Raw genomic sequence first — 15,141 nt, 5'->3', positions numbered from 1 at the left:
TTTATGTTAAAAAATAAATCTGTATTAAATATAATAGAAGAATTATCAAAAAGCGAATTAGGCATAACTATAAGGAAATTATACTTATGTAAGTGTGATTATTATATACTTTATATTTCAGAAATAACTGATAGAAACTCAATTTCAAATTACATAATAAAACCACTATTATACTATAAAGATTCAGCTTCATTAGATATAAAATACATAGCTGAATCAATTATAACAATTGACAATTTATTTATTGATAATGATATAAATAACATAAATGATTATATTGTAAAAGGTAACTCAATTATTTTATCAACTAAAGATACTAACTATATAGTAGCAAATACTTATAAAGTATCAAAAAGGAGTTTAAGCGAGCCTGAACTTCAAACTGATTTAAAGGGGCCAAAGGATAGTTTTACAGAAAACTTTGAAAGCAATATCTCATTAATTCGCTATAGATTAAAAGATTCCAGATTAAATATATATAAAACCACTGTTGGTGAAAGAACTAAATCCTCTGTAGCTGTAATTTATTTAAAGGATGTTGCTGACTCGAATTTAGTAAATAGTGCTATAGAAAAAATAAACAACATAAAAATAGATGGGATTATGGAAAGTGGATATTTACAAAAATATTTGCAAGAAAAATTTAGTCTATTTCCACAAACTGGCATAGTTGAAAGATCCGATGCTGCCTGTTCAAGTTTACTTAAGGGTAAAGTTTGTATAGTTGTAGAAGGTGGAAATTTACCTATTATAATTCCACAAACCTTTTGGGACTTTGTGGATGCAGGTGATGACCATTACAAGCTTTCCTATTTTTCTATATTTTTAAAATCTATAAGGATATTTTCACTTATACTGTCTTTAACTTTATCTTCTCTGTATGTAGCCGTAGTAAGTTTTCATCCTGATATATTACCAACTGAATATATTTTAACTTTAGCTGAAGCACGAGCTACTGTGCCTATAAATGCCTTTTTAGAAGCCTTTCTTTTGGAGATAGTTGCTGAAATATTAAAAGAAGCAAGCTTAAGATTGCCAAAACAAGTTGGCTCAGCTATTGGTATTGTGGGTACTATAGTTATAGGTCAGGCTTCAGTGTCAGCTGGACTTGTAAGTCCACTCATGGTTATTATAGTTGCTTTATCTACAATGACTTCTTTTATACTGCCTGACTATACAATCATGTCCTCTTTTAGGGTATTAAAATTTTTCCTTTTAATTTTCACTGGCGCTTTTGGGTTGTTTGGGCTAGTTGTAGGAATGACTTTTATAATTATTAATCTAGTGTCTACCATGAGTTTTTCTACCCCATATTCCTCACCTATGATACCTATTGATTTAAAAGCTATAAGAGCCTTTTTTTTAAGTGATATAAGATTTAATAATGAAAGACCTAGTTTTTTTTATCCTAAAGATAAAAAAAGAAAATAGCTGTGAAGTTTTGGCTCACAGCTATTTACACTATCTTAGTACTTGTATAGGCTATCTTAGCACTTGTATGCTAGGGAAATTTAATACTCTATTTATAAGTCTATTAATTTTCTCCCCGTCTATACAACTTAAATTTTCAACTTCATCATAAACCTTTTTATAAGAATTATACATAAGTTCATAACAAGTTAAATCCTTAGCTAATTGTATAGATTTTTCAAGTCTTAAAGCCTTTTTTAATTTAATACTTTTAGATGCACTTTCAATTTTTTCCTTTGTAAAGAACTCCTTATTGTTTTTAATATCTTCTATGGATTCATTAATCAATCTAATTGCCTTTTCTACATTGTTCTTTGATGTTCCTAATGTAATTGTAAACAGCTTAATGCCTCTTTCTTCCTTGATGTCACTAGATATTTCATAAGCTAAGCCATTTTTAGTCCTTATGGTTTCATATAATATGCTGCTGGTACCTTCTCCAAAATAGAAATTAAACAGCCTTAATGCTTTCATTTCTTCATCATTTAAATCATGTATAGGGTAGCAGTATTGTATTTTAGCGCCATTTATTTCTTCTTTCAGTTTTACAAATACTCCATGATTATTATTTTCATAAAGTTTTACAGATGTATGATTTTTGATGGTTAATTCTTCTGGTCTTAAGGATTTATCCTCTGTTTTAAAATTTTCAAAATGATTTTCTACTATATCTTTAACTAATTCAAAGCTGAGAGAAGTTGCTACAGAAATAACCATGTTGTCAGGTTTATAGTATTTTTCATAAAATCTTTTTAAATCCTCTATAGTTATAGAATTTATGCTTTCTTCTGTACCTATTATTAAATTTTTTATTCTTCTTTTATCAAAAGCATTATATAAAAGCTCATCTTCACAATATTGATATAGATCATCTTTCCATTCTTTCAATTCTTCAAGAATAATATTCATTTCCTCCTTAAAGCCATCTTTAGGGAAAATAGGATTTAAAACTATATCTGAAAATAATTCTATGCCTAAGTTAAAATCTTCAGATAAAGTTGTCCCATAATATATAACATAGGGGTAATTAGTCATAGCATTTTGGAATCCAAATATTTCATCACAAAGCTTATTTATTTCTTTTTCGCTCCTATTTTTTGTTCCTTTAAACACCATATGTTCTACCGCATGGGCAGTGCCTAAAGGAAATCCCTCCTCTTCTAAGGCCCCCCCATTAAATCCAATGCAAAAGGAGGTTATATCTCCTGGTACCTTTTTATATATAAGTTTTATTCCATTTTTAAGTTCTGAATTTTTCACAAAATCACCTACAATATTAATTATTTAAAAACTTTTCCCTATAATCATTTGCAAACTTATACTGAGTAGTATAATAATAGTATTACATATATAAGGAGAGTTATTTATGCATAATAAAAATATAAAACAATTTATACTATATGCCATTATTGGCGGGTCAAATTTTTTTATAGAATTTTTTATACTAAATATACTTTGGAAAATTACTGGCTTATATAGTGGATATATAAATTTTTTATTTAAAGGTATTGCTTTTATAGCTTATTCTATTAATGGATACTACTGGAACAAAAAATACACCTTTAAAACAGAGGGCTCCTATGTATCATATGCCTCTGTTTTAGGTGCAGCATCTATTGTGGATGCTTTTATACTTTCTAACTTATCCCTTCATAACTTACTGGGTGTATCCCAAGTTCTATGGTCCAATATATCAGCATTAACTGCATCTATTACTACGGGTGTAGCTAGTTTTTTAATCAATAAATTTGCTGTGTTTAAAAATTAAAAAGCATTTCATTTTTTAGTTTGTCTATTTCTTTTGTTGTAATAAAATTTTCTAATACTTTGTATGCAAAGTCAAAAGCTGTAGCAGGCCCTCTGCTGGTTATAATATTGTCATGTTGTACAACCTTCTCTTCCGTGTATATAGAATTGTTGAATTCTTCTTTAAAACTTGGATAGGATGTTATTTTTACATTCTTAATTATTCCTGCTTCATTTAGAACTATTGGTGCAGCACATATAGCCCCTATTATTTTTCCCTCTGCATTAAATTTTTGTAAAATATCTATTACCCTATAATCATCTTTTAAATTTGCTGCTCCAGGCATACCTCCAGGCAATATTATCCCCTCATAGTTATGTATTTTTATGTTCTCTACATTCACATCGCTTTTTACACAAATATTGTGAGCTCCCTTTACTATTTCTTCTTCTCCTATGGCACATAAATGACAAGTTAAACCTGCCCTTCTTAATACATCGGCTACAGTCAATGCTTCAATTTCCTCAAATCCTTCTGCTAGTAATAGAATTAATTTCATATAAAATCCCCCTATCATAGTAATAATCAGTTGTAATATATAAAATATTCTCTATTAATTATAACAAATAATACATTTTTCAACACCCTTTTTTATTTTATATCAATATGGTATAATATTAAAGTAAAAATATAATATGCCTATAAAGGGGTGATCTTTAATGAATCAAATTGGATTTGTAAAAGAAGTAAAAGGTGATAAAGCTTCAGTTATGTTCAAAAGGTTGTCCGAATGCGGTGATAAATGTTCTACTTGTTCATGCCATTGTGAGGCACCACCTATAACTTTAGATATGAGCAATCCTGTAGATGCAAAAGCTGGAGATACTGTTGAAGTTGTTATGAAGGATAGCATTTTCCTTAAATTCACTTTTTTTGCTTATATAATACCTTTAATATTAATGTTGTTAGGAATTGCTATAGGGTATTTAACTACTCATAATGAACTTACTTCTGTTTTATTGGGACTTACATTCTTAGCTATATCCTATGTTATTTTAAGGTTTATCAATAACAACCATAAAAAAGAGTCTTTTCACATGGTAAGAATAATAAGTGCAGAGGAGCTTGCAAGATTTGGGCTTTAATCAGAGGACAGAGGACAGAGGACAGAGGACAGAGGACAGAGACAATTATAAATGTTAAAGAATAAATAATAAATATGGATAATTTTTCTCCATTATCATTGCGAAAAATTTTTAATTAAAATTTAAGAGGTTGTCGCATTAAAGAATTTACATATAATATACTGTTTTGCAAGTTTAAGGTTAACACAATATATTGTAGGATTTATTCTTAGTGCAACAGCCCCTTTCCTTATTTATTCTTTATTATTTTTAATTAAACCCTTAAAAACTTGTCCGAAATTGTTAGGCTTTACCGCCAACTTCTATAGGTTCCATAACTCTGTAGAGGTGGTGGATATAGCTATAGCCCCTGCTGCTAACGAGTCCATAACATCTTTTTTAGACTTTATAAGTCCACCTGCGATTATTGGTACATTAATTTCTTTTTGCATAGTATGAATTATCTTACTTGCAACACCAGGCATAACTTCTACTGCATTTGGTCCTGTTTCATGAATATTTTTTATACCAGTCCTTAGGAACAATGAATCTATTATAAATACCCTTTGTATAGTATAAAGTCCTAATTGCTTTGCATATTTTACATTACTACTTTTTGTGGTAATAATACCTTCTGGATTAGCGAATTCCTTAATGAATTCAATGCCTGCCTGATCTCCTTTAAGTCCATCTATCATATCCAAATGGATAAAAACTATTTTTTTTGCCTCTCTAAGCTTATTACAGATTTTAGCTATATTCATTATATTTCCATAGAGTACGAATACTACTAAGGCTTTACTATCTAATACGTTTTCAAGATCTTTATCATTTCTTAATGCTGCTATTACAGGATTTTCAATAAGTATTCCTTTTATATTCATTAGCTAACTCCTTTACGCCTTTTTCCCTAACTTCATTTTTTCAACTATAGATTTAACTTCATTTAGACTTTTTTTCATACTTTTATTATAACATAACTAAAAATTTGATAAATAATACTCATAACTATTTACATATAAACAAATACTATTTCTGAATATTTTTAATTATCTGTGTTTAATAAAAAGGCTTATATATTTTTTGAATTTGGTATATAATTCTTTAACGTAATATAAAAATTTTAATATTATAATTATGGTAAAATAATTTTATTTATGTAAGATATTTAAGGGGGTCACGAAATGGACATTAACTTAATAGGTGTTCCTATTTATTATGGATCAGATATACCAGGTGTAGAATTTGGTCCTAAAAAATTAAGAGAAAAAAATATTTATGGAGTTTTAAGCAAATATCACAAAGTTTATGACTTAGGTGATTTATACGTTCCAACTGAAATAGAAGAAAATAAATATGCTTACCATCCTAAGATGAAATATTTAAAACCTATAGTTGAGGTAAATACTAACCTAGCCCAACAGGTTTATGCCTCCTTAAGTTCTGGAAGCTTTCCTCTTGTATTAGGCGGAGATCATTCTTTAGGTCTAGGGAGCATTTCTGGTGTAAGTAAATATTACAAAAACTTTGCTGTTATTTGGGTAGATGCCCATGGAGATATAAATTCTTATCTTACTACTGAAACTGGCAATATTCATGGAATGCCTCTTGCAGCAGCTATGGGTGTTGGCTATGATGATTTAACTAATGTATATTTTCATGGCACAAAAGTTAGTACTAAAAATGTATTTATAATTGGTGCTAGAGATTTAGACAAGGGAGAATGTAAACTTATCGAAGAAAAAAATCTCAATGTTTACTCCACTGCAAGAGTACAAGAAGAAGGTATTTCTTCTATATTTCAGGATGTTATGGATAAAATAAAAGCATTAAATATTAATGCTATTCATTTAAGCTTTGATATAGATTGTATTGATTCAAACTATGTACCTGGAACTGGAACCCCTGTTAAAAATGGTATGACTGTAGAAGAAGTTAAAGCCCTCTTAAAGGTCTTAGGAGAAACAAGGCTTATTAAATCTATGGACTTTGTTGAATTGAATCCTAAACTAGATAAAAACGATGAAACCGCAGATCTATGTATGGATTTGTTGGACTGGACATTTAAATATATAAAGTAAAAAAGCGCATGGCACTTTTTTTAAATTGACAGTTGACAGAGGACAATTGACAGTTAAGGATGCTTTTCTTTCGTTAACACTACAGAAAAGCTTAATTTAAAAATTTTTCGTAATGTTAATGGAGAAAAATTATCTTTAACTGTCCACTGTCAATTGTCAATTGTCAACTTAAAAAAGACTCTTTATAATTCCGGTTACTAACACCTAAATTATAAAGAGTCTTTTTTAATTAATGATTTCTACATTCTTTAAACAATCATCCATAACCACTAACATTATATTATTCCCTCTGCCTGCTCTATTCTGCACCTTTATATTTTCTAGTGAAACTGTTTCTTCATTTTTTTTCATAGATTTAATCAATACTTTTTTATGTTTTTCTTTTATTATAAAAGCAAATGCTGCTTTATCATCTTCTTTAAGACTTATACCTGTAACTCCAGAGGCTATCCTTCCCATAGGATTTACTGTATTTTTATCAAATCTTATACACATAGCTCTTTTTGTTATTATAATTATATCTTCTTTTTTCTCTTCCTCTGAAAAATCCACAGCTATTAATTCGTCTTTATCACTCTTAAATTTATAACCTGTGGTAACAAAATAATCTCCATAAAATTCACTTAGCATGGTTTTCTTTACTAATCCATTTTTAGTAAAGAAATATATGCCTAATTCTTCTCCTCCTTTAAAAGATAATACATTTAAGACTTTATTTTTGTTATCATTATTTCCTAGTAAATCTAATATATTTATACCTTTATCCTTTAAATTTTGCAGCATATATGAATGTATTAAAATTACATTCCCATCCTTTAAAAATATCAACAACTTACTTGAGCTATCTGTATTTACTATGAAGTCACAACTCTTTACTCTTTCACTTACCTCTTTAACTTTACCATTTTTCATTATTCCTAAATGAAAAATTTTATAGTTTCCTTCTTCTACAAAGTCTATACTTTGAATAAAGTCTTTATCACTTAAGTTAAATAATTGTACAGATAAAATATTTCTATCTACAGCTTGAAGTGATGGCTCTTCCATAGTAAATTCTAATCCTTCACCAGTTTTGATCTTTATAAACTTTTCTTCTCTATCCCTTGGCATTAATTCCACCTTAATTAATTTTTCATCATCTTTAAGCTTTAATGCCATTAATTTTGTATAACTTGTATTGTATTTATCTAAATTAGTTTTCTTTATTGCTCCTTTAGAGGTTATAAACATAAAATCTTTCTGAGCTGCAAAGTTATCTATTGAATATGCATTTACAATAGCTTCTTCTAAATTCAATCCTTTTATCAGTCCATCAATTCTTTCTCCTTTTTCCTTCCATCTTAATTCAGGAATAGCTATCACCTTTATTTGATACATATTTCCCTTATCTGTAAATAATGTCAATGTGTCCTTAGTATTGGAGCTGATTAGAAATCTATTAAAATCTCCTTCTCTATATTCAATATCTTCCACATTGATATTCGAACGATTATAAGATTTCAATGGAACCCTCTTGATAAAACCTTCATTAGACATAGTTATTATTACATCTTCTTCAACTATAAGTTCTTCCACATCTATCTTTGCCTCTTCATCATCCTCTACTATAGTTGTTTTTCTATCATCAGCATATTTGTTTTTTATTTCTAAAAGTTCATTCTTTATTACCTTTAAAAGCTCTTTTTCACTTTTTAGTATTTTATTAAGTCTTTTTATCTCTCTTTCTAATTCCTTATACTCTTTTTCAAAGGTTTTTATCTCAAGTCCAGTAAGTCTATATAGCATAAGCTCTAATATGGCTTCAGCTTGTATTTCTGTAAAGGAAAATTTATTTATAAGATTATCTTTTGCATCTTTTTTGGATTTTGAGCCTCTTATAGTTTTAATAACTTCATCCATAATATCTATGGCCTTTATAAAGCCCTGTACTATATGAAATCTTTTTTCTGCTATTTCTAATTCTCTCTTTGTTCTTTTTGTAATTACATCCTTTTGATGGTTTACATAGTGATATATTATGGTTTTCAGTCCCATGGTTTCCGGTTTTCCATTAACTAAAGCTACCATATTAAAGGACAGATTGCATTGAAGATCTGTTTTCTTATATAAATATTTAAGAACCTTTGAAGCTGTTTCCTCATCAGCAGATTTCTTAAATTCAATAACCGCCCTTACTCCTGTTCTATCCGATTCATCTCTTATATCGCTTATAGATTCTAATGCTTTGGAATGTTTTTTGTCTGCTGTCATTTCAGAAATAACCTGAAGAAGTTTTGCTTTATTCCTTCTATAAGGAAATTCTGTAATTACAATTCCCAATCTTCCATTTTCCAATCTTTCAATAGCTGCCTTAGCCCTTAATGTAACCTTTCCTATACCAGTTTCATAGGCAGATAACAATGAGTTTTTGCCTATTAATATTCCCCCTGTAGGTAGGTCTGGTCCCTTTATATATTCCATTAAACCTTTTACATCTATATTGTTATTATCTATATATGCTAATGTGGCATCTATTACTTCTCCCAAGTTATGAGGCGGAATATTGGTAGCAAGGCCTACTGCTATACCAAAGGCTCCATTGACCAGTATATTAGGATATCTTGCCGGTAATACTTCCGGTTCTTTTTCGGAAGCAGAGTAGTTATCCACCATATTCACTACTCCTTTATCAATGTCCCTTATCATTTCCATGGCAATAGGAGTAAGTCTAGCCTCAGTGTAACGCATAGCCGCTGCACTGTCTCCGTCTTGGCTTCCCCAGTTACCATGGCCATCTATTAAAGGCTTTCTAGTGGTAAAATCTTGAGCTAATATTACCATAGCATCATATACAGAAGTATCTCCATGAGGATGGTATTTACCTAGAATATCTCCTACAATTCTAGCTGACTTATAATAGGGCTTATCCGGAAAAGCTGAAAGCTTATAAGCTCCATAAATAATTCTTCTATGTACAGGCTTTAACCCGTCCCTAACATCTGGGAGTGCCCTATCCTTTGCCACTTCAACTGCATAAGGTAAATAATTGTCCGGCATGGCTTCTTCTATGGGGATAGAAATAATATTTCTATCCCTTGGTATTTGTAATTTCTTTGACATCGAAACACCCCTTTAAAATTCCGCGTATTTGTACATATAGTTTTTTCTCGGTTCTACTACATCCCCCATTAGTAAAGACACCATTTTTTCAGCTTTAGCTGCATCCTCAATAGTAATTCTTTGCAGGGTTCTTGTTTCTGGGTTTAATGTGGTTTCCCAAAGCTGTTCTGGATTCATTTCGCCAAGTCCCTTGTATCTTTGGATTAAATGACCTTTCCCTACTTCCTTCTTTACCCTTTCCAATTCCTCATCGCTATAGGCATATTTTACTACTTCCTCACCCTTTGATTGTTTATAGACTTTATAAAGTGGTGGAAGAGCTATATATAAGTGTCCATTTGTAATTAATGGTTTCATATATCTATATATATATGTCATCCATAGTGTTCTAATATGATAGCCGTCTACCTGTTACTACCCTATCTTTCGATATATTTACATAAGTCCCATCTAGACTTATAGGGCATAGATCATATCATCATCTTCTGTGTTTTACAGAAGAGCCTTGCGCTTCGGATTTCTCCTACTCCCATGCCTGGGATGATCGTTGAGCGTTCTTCTTAATTTAAGAAGCTTCGCTGCGTGGTTACCCAATCTTTAACCTTATTACTATACCTCGGTAATTACTCCTTGCCACTAATATGTCACCAAATTAGTTTAGTAGTTAAAGCTCTAAGGGACTTCCCGCAGTTCACAAGGTTATCACTATGCAATTACTTGCATAGGGGACAATAGTTTATCCGCATCCGACATAATTATTATCTTATCATATTTTAAATCTTCTTCTTTATAGTTATCAAGAACACCAGTACCTATGGCTGTATTGAATATTTTAAGTTCTTCACTGCTTAATACATTTTCCAACTTCTGTTTTTCTGTATTCATTATTTTACCTTTTGAAGGCATAATGGTTTGAAATCTTCTATCCCTAGCTTGTTTTGCAGAACCTCCAGCAGAATCTCCCTCCACCACTATAAATTCAGCTATAGAAGAATCCTTTAGGGTGCACACTGCAATTTTACCTGCCAGTGGAGCAGCTCCTTTTCCTATTTTTTTCTTTTCAGCTTCATTTATCTTTTTTATTTTTTCTCTTCTGCCCGCAGCATCAAGTGCATTATTTATTATTAAAGAAGCTGTTTCCTTGTTATCCTCAATCCATTCAGAAAGCTTAGTATAAGCTAAATCATTCATCATAGTATAGGCTTCATTATTCCCAAGTTTTGTTTTGGTCTGACCTTCAAATATAGGATTACTTAGTTTTATTCTTACTATAGCTGTCATGCCCTCTCTTAAATCGTCGCCTTCAAATTCAATATCCTTTTCCTTTAAAAGATTAAGCTTTTTAGTCCATTCTTTAAAGGCTCTAGTCATGCCTGTCTTAAATCCTGTTTCATGAGTTCCGGATTCAGTAGTTGGAATATTATTTACATAGCTTGCAATGTATTCCGTAGTTGAATCTGTAAACTGCATACATATTTCTCCATACATATTTATTCCATTTATTTCTCTTTCACCTTCAAAAAGAATAGGCGGATTATGAATCACTGTTTTACTTTCATTTAAATAATCTATAAAATCTAAAAGTCCTCTTTCTGAATGATATTCTTTTTCTATGGTTTCTTCTTTCCTATTGTCTATAAGTTTTAAAGTTATTCCTTTATTTTGAAAGGCCAATTCTTGAAGTCTTTCGTCTATTATGTCAAATTTGAAATCTACTATGGAAAAGACCTCTTTATCAGGCATAAAAGTGACTTTTGTACCTGTTTCTTTTGAACTCCCTATAGCTTCCAATTTGGTTACTGCAGTTCCAGGCATTTTCTTCTTTAAATGCTTATCATAGGCATACTCAAATCTTTGCCTATATATTTTCCCATTTTGTTTTACCTCTACTTCTAACCATTCTGAAAGGGCGTTAACTACAGAAGCTCCTACCCCATGAAGACCTCCAGAGGTTTTATAAATAGAGTTATTAAATTTTCCTCCAGTGTGCAACTCTGTAAAAACCATCTCTACTCCTGATTTTTTCTTTACTGGATGTATTCCTGTAGGAATTCCTCTCCCGTTATCCTCTACAGTTACACTTTTGTCTTTATTTAATGTAATAACGGCTTTATCTCCAAAGCCATTGGAAATTTCATCTATAGCATTATCTAGTATTTCCCATATACAATGATGAAGTCCCTTTGATCCTGTGGAACCTATGTACATTCCAGGTCTTACACGCACAGGCTCTAACTTTTCAAGTGAAGTAAGGGCTGTTACATCATATAGGGAAGCTTTTTCAATTTCATTATCCATAAAAATCCTCCTTATTTTAAGCTCTTCACAAATTAAAATTATATCAGATATCTCCTTGAAAAACAAACGTTCCCTTTGTTCAGAGGACAGAGACAATTATAAATTATAAATGTTAAAGAATAAATAATAAATATTGATAATTTTTCTCCATTAGCATTGCGAAAAACTTTTAATTAAATTTCTAAGGGTTACATTTCTCTTGTATCTGCATATAAAATTATTAGGAAGATATATAAGGAGAGATATTTATGTCAAACATAATACTTGAATATGTTCTTATAGTATTTCTAGTTGTGGGTATCGGTTACTTTCTTTATCTTCTAAGGGATAAGGGAATTACAATAAAAGATGATTATTTTGGAATAACTCTTTCTATATTAAATACATTAAGTGAAGAAGATGCTACCCATGAAAATGTAAAGAAAATATTACGTGCTGTTTCTAAAGCAGTTAACTATGTGGAATCAAATTACAAAGATGAGGCTAATGATATAAAAGAACAAAAGGCATTAGATATGGCACAAATAATAATTATGGGACTAAATCTTAATAGTCCTATTACAGAAGAATCTATAAGAAATTTAATTAAACTTGCCACAGCTTTCTTACCACCCGATAATAAAGAACAAATAATAAATTATAAATAATAAATGCTGAAGGGATTTTTGATTATCAAAAATCCCCCTTATTATTTGTTCTTTGTAGTTTCCTATTGTTGTGAATGTGCCTTTTTAAATACATAGGTAGATGTAACTGTAGCAATTATTACTATACTTAATGGAATTATAAATCTTGGAGAAAAAGGATTTAATATATTTTGTCCCATAAATGAATAGCAAAGTGTCTCAGGTATTACTCCTAATAGGGAAGCTACAATAAAATCCCTATATTTTATCTTTGTTAATCCGCAAGTATAGCTTAGTGGATCATATGGCAATATTGGAGGAAGTCTTAATAAAAATAATATTTTAAATCCGTTTTTTTCTAAGTTGGCATTTATGTTGATGGCTCGTCCTTTAAGAATCTTGTCTATAGTAGATTTTTCTAAAAATCTAGAAAGATAAAAGGCCAAAGTCCCAGATAAAAAAAATCCTGTCATATTCAATATAAAACCTTTAAAAGGGCCAAATAAAATTCCTCCTACTACAGAAAACATAGCAGCTGGTAAAAAAAGCATTAGAGGCTTTAGCCCGCAAATAATCAAGAAACATATGGCTGCATATTGGCCATAATTTCTTAAATAATTGACTAAAGTAGCTATATTTAATGATCTTATATGAAAATTAAATTTCTCTAAAATAATAAATACAAATAAAGCTATAATAATTACCATGGAGAGTTTTAAAATGCCTGCCTTTTTCATAATAGCTCCTTTCAAATTGCCATATTTTTCTCTTAAAACCATATTACAAAATATATTCATTATAATTTTATCATATAATCTATTAATAACAATAAAATTTTATGAATTTGGAAACAGTCCCTTGGGATAAACTGGAACCTGGGGCCAGACCCCTGGGATAAATTGGAACAAATTAAGGGGGATTTTTGATTAGCAAAAATCCCCCTTAATTGTGTAACAATATGTAACACTATAACACTATTTAACACTATCTTTAAGAAATTTCTTTATTTCCATAGAGGTACCTAACTTCATGGCCTTTGGCACCAGCTTCCTGCAATCCTCATATTTTAAATTTCTTATTGTACCTCTAGCTTTAAGTACAGAAGAAACACTCATGCTAAATTCATCTAATCCCATACCAAGAAGCAGTGGTATTAATTCAGTTTTTCCAGCCATTTCGCCGCACATACCTACATATTTTCCTTCTTTATGAGCATTATCTATTACCATGTTTATAAGCCTTAACACCGCTGGGTTAAAGAAGTCGTAAAGATAAGATACCTTTTCATTCATTCTATCTACTGCTATAGTATATTGAATTAAATCATTGGTTCCTATACTGAAGAAATCCACTTCTTTAGCCAACACATCTGAAATAATTGCTGCTGAAGGAATCTCAATCATTATTCCAACTTCTACTTTATCATTGAAATCTATTTTTTCTTTTCTTAATTCTTCTTTACATTCTTCTAATACAGCTTTTGCTTCCCTTAGCTCTTGAAGATTTGATATCATAGGAAACATTATTTTTAAATTTCCATAGACAGAAGCTCTAAGTAAGGCTCTTAATTGAGTTTTAAATATGTCCTTTCTATCCAGGCATAATCTTATTGCTCTATATCCTAAAAATGGATTTAACTCCTGTTCTATAGGAAGGTAGGGAAGTTTCTTATCTCCTCCTATATCTAGTGTTCTTATTATTACAGGCTTTCCCTTTAATTTTTCTAATACTTCTTTATAGGCATTGAATTGCTCTTTTTCACTAGGCAGTTCATCTTTACTCATGTACAAAAATTCTGTTCTAAATAGTCCAATGCCTTCAGCTCCATTATTTATTGCATTTAAAGCATCTGTAACTGAGCCAATATTAGCTGCCACTTCCACTTTTCTATTGTCTAGAGTAATGGATTCTGCTTCCTTATATTGAATAAGATTTTTCTTGAATTCCCAATCTTTTAACATTTTACCTTTATAATTATTTAATGTTTCATCATCAGGATTTACTATAACAATTCCATTATCCCCATCTAATATCAACAAATCATTTTCCTTTATAGTATTTATTTCTTTTCCTATACCAAGCACTGCAGGTATACCAATGGAACGGGCAATAATAGCAGAATGTGAGGTTACTCCACCGATTTCTGTAGCAAAACCTAATACTTTTTTCTTATCAATTTGAGCAGTATCTGATGGGGTAAGATCTTTAGCTATTATAATGCACTCTTCTTTTATGTCCCCTATTGATGGATTTTCTTCTCCCTTTAATATTCTTGTTATCCTATTACTAACATCTCTTATATCTGCTGCTCTTTCTCTCATATAGTCATTATCTAAGGCTTCAAACATAGATGCCAGCTCTTCACTAGTGGTTTTTAATGCATATTCTGCATTTACTTTTTCAGCAAGTATTTTTGAAGAAATAGCTCCAACAAATTCTGGGTCATCTAGCATAAACAAATGGGCCTCAAATATTTTAGCTTTTTCTTCCCCTAACTTTTCCATTGTGCTATTGATGGTGCTTTTAAGCTGCTTTTTACCCTTTTCTACAGCTTCTTTAAATCTTTCATTTTCAGCTTCATATTGGGTTACATCTTTTTTAATAACTTCATTATCTTCTTCTTTTAATACTAAAGCTTTAGCTATAGCTATACCTGATGAAGCACTTATTCCCTTTATCAACATCATTCCCCCTTA

The 15,141-nt window shown here is 30.5% G+C and carries 11 protein-coding genes and 2 pseudogenes; 5 read left to right on the top strand and 8 right to left on the bottom strand.

What is annotated here, in order from left to right; genetic code table 11:
* Positions 1–3: 3 nt before the first annotated feature.
* The gene (locus tag CLLI_RS04240) at positions 4–1,431 is read left to right on the top strand and encodes a spore germination protein (RefSeq protein ID WP_106062992.1); all 1,428 of its coding nucleotides are present in this window, start codon (positions 4–6) and stop codon (positions 1,429–1,431) included.
* Positions 1,432–1,482: 51 nt separating this feature from the next.
* On the opposite strand, the gene CLLI_RS04235 is transcribed toward CLLI_RS04240, so the two are convergent.
* Positions 1,483–2,730, bottom strand: coding sequence for a M16 family metallopeptidase (locus CLLI_RS04235; RefSeq protein WP_106062991.1), 1,248 nt, complete (start codon positions 2,728–2,730; stop codon positions 1,483–1,485).
* Between the two features lie 106 nt (positions 2,731–2,836).
* Between CLLI_RS04235 and CLLI_RS04230 the strand changes: the two genes are divergently transcribed.
* A complete protein-coding gene (locus CLLI_RS04230; RefSeq protein WP_106062990.1) occupies positions 2,837–3,238 on the top strand; it encodes a GtrA family protein in 402 nt (133 codons plus the stop codon).
* Here CLLI_RS04230 and CLLI_RS04225 read toward each other — a convergent pair.
* Positions 3,228–3,776 carry a DJ-1 family glyoxalase III gene (locus tag CLLI_RS04225; RefSeq protein ID WP_106062989.1) on the bottom strand — a complete coding sequence of 183 codons (549 nt, stop codon included), beginning with the start codon at positions 3,774–3,776 and terminating at the stop codon, positions 3,228–3,230. The two genes, CLLI_RS04230 and CLLI_RS04225, sit on opposite strands and share 11 nt — an antisense overlap.
* A gap of 160 nt (positions 3,777–3,936) precedes the next feature.
* Here CLLI_RS04225 and CLLI_RS04220 point away from each other — a divergent pair, with 160 nt between their 5' ends.
* The gene (locus CLLI_RS04220; RefSeq protein ID WP_106062988.1) at positions 3,937–4,362 is read left to right on the top strand and encodes a SoxR reducing system RseC family protein; all 426 of its coding nucleotides are present in this window, start codon (positions 3,937–3,939) and stop codon (positions 4,360–4,362) included.
* 302 nt (positions 4,363–4,664) lie between these two features.
* Here the strand turns inward: CLLI_RS04220 and CLLI_RS04215 are convergent, their stop codons facing one another.
* On the bottom strand, positions 4,665–5,225 hold the full coding sequence (locus tag CLLI_RS04215) for a glycerol-3-phosphate responsive antiterminator (RefSeq protein WP_106062987.1): 561 nt from the start codon (positions 5,223–5,225) through the stop codon (positions 4,665–4,667).
* Positions 5,226–5,525: 300 nt separating this feature from the next.
* Between CLLI_RS04215 and rocF the strand changes: the two genes are divergently transcribed.
* Positions 5,526–6,422: an arginase gene (gene rocF, locus CLLI_RS04210; RefSeq protein ID WP_106062986.1), complete on the top strand. Its 897-nt coding sequence runs from the start codon at positions 5,526–5,528 to the stop codon at positions 6,420–6,422.
* Positions 6,423–6,647: 225 nt separating this feature from the next.
* Here rocF and CLLI_RS04205 read toward each other — a convergent pair whose 3' ends face one another.
* From CLLI_RS04205 to CLLI_RS04195, 3 genes and pseudogenes are all read right to left on the bottom strand, one after another.
* On the bottom strand, positions 6,648–9,521 hold the full coding sequence (locus tag CLLI_RS04205) for a DNA topoisomerase IV subunit A (RefSeq protein WP_106062985.1): 2,874 nt from the start codon (positions 9,519–9,521) through the stop codon (positions 6,648–6,650).
* A gap of 12 nt (positions 9,522–9,533) precedes the next feature.
* Positions 9,534–9,929: pseudogene (locus tag CLLI_RS04200) on the bottom strand (DNA topoisomerase IV subunit B); the annotation flags it as partial.
* A gap of 330 nt (positions 9,930–10,259) precedes the next feature.
* Positions 10,260–11,819 (bottom strand): annotated as a pseudogene (locus CLLI_RS04195) (DNA gyrase/topoisomerase IV subunit B); the annotation flags it as partial.
* A 248-nt stretch (positions 11,820–12,067) separates the two neighbouring features.
* Between CLLI_RS04195 and CLLI_RS04190 the strand changes: the two are divergent.
* Complete coding sequence (locus CLLI_RS04190; RefSeq protein ID WP_106062984.1) at positions 12,068–12,466, top strand: hypothetical protein; 399 nt, start codon at positions 12,068–12,070, stop codon at positions 12,464–12,466.
* Between the two features lie 62 nt (positions 12,467–12,528).
* Here CLLI_RS04190 and CLLI_RS04185 read toward each other — a convergent pair whose 3' ends face one another.
* Positions 12,529–13,182, bottom strand: a complete 654-nt coding sequence (locus tag CLLI_RS04185; RefSeq protein ID WP_242975524.1) for a TVP38/TMEM64 family protein — start codon at positions 13,180–13,182, stop codon at positions 12,529–12,531.
* 237 nt (positions 13,183–13,419) lie between these two features.
* Entirely contained in the window at positions 13,420–15,129 is a 1,710-nt protein-coding gene (gene ptsP, locus CLLI_RS04180) for a phosphoenolpyruvate--protein phosphotransferase (RefSeq protein ID WP_106062983.1), read from the bottom strand.
* Positions 15,130–15,141 lie beyond the last annotated feature (12 nt).

Source organism: Clostridium liquoris (assembly GCF_002995785.1).
GTDB classification, from domain to species: Bacteria; Bacillota; Clostridia; order Clostridiales; family Clostridiaceae; genus Clostridium_AO; species Clostridium_AO liquoris.
Note: the sequence above shows the minus strand (reverse complement) of the source record. Positions and strands in the feature narration are given on the sequence as shown.

Bases quoted from the DNA above. Each gene is read 5' to 3' on its own strand.
- CLLI_RS04185 (WP_242975524.1), bottom strand. From the start codon at position 13,182: ATGAAAAAGGCAGGCATTTTAAAACTCTCCATGGTAATTATTATAGCT.
- CLLI_RS04190 (WP_106062984.1), top strand. From the start codon at position 12,068: ATGTCAAACATAATACTTGAATATGTTCTTATAGTATTTCTAGTTGTG.
- rocF (WP_106062986.1), top strand. From the start codon at position 5,526: ATGGACATTAACTTAATAGGTGTTCCTATTTATTATGGATCAGATATA.
- CLLI_RS04225 (WP_106062989.1), bottom strand. From the start codon at position 3,776: ATGAAATTAATTCTATTACTAGCAGAAGGATTTGAGGAAATTGAAGCA.
- CLLI_RS04205 (WP_106062985.1), bottom strand. From the start codon at position 9,521: ATGTCAAAGAAATTACAAATACCAAGGGATAGAAATATTATTTCTATC.
- CLLI_RS04240 (WP_106062992.1), top strand. From the start codon at position 4: ATGTTAAAAAATAAATCTGTATTAAATATAATAGAAGAATTATCAAAA.
- CLLI_RS04230 (WP_106062990.1), top strand. From the start codon at position 2,837: ATGCATAATAAAAATATAAAACAATTTATACTATATGCCATTATTGGC.
- CLLI_RS04215 (WP_106062987.1), bottom strand. From the start codon at position 5,225: ATGAATATAAAAGGAATACTTATTGAAAATCCTGTAATAGCAGCATTA.
- ptsP (WP_106062983.1), bottom strand. From the start codon at position 15,129: ATGTTGATAAAGGGAATAAGTGCTTCATCAGGTATAGCTATAGCTAAA.
- CLLI_RS04220 (WP_106062988.1), top strand. From the start codon at position 3,937: ATGAATCAAATTGGATTTGTAAAAGAAGTAAAAGGTGATAAAGCTTCA.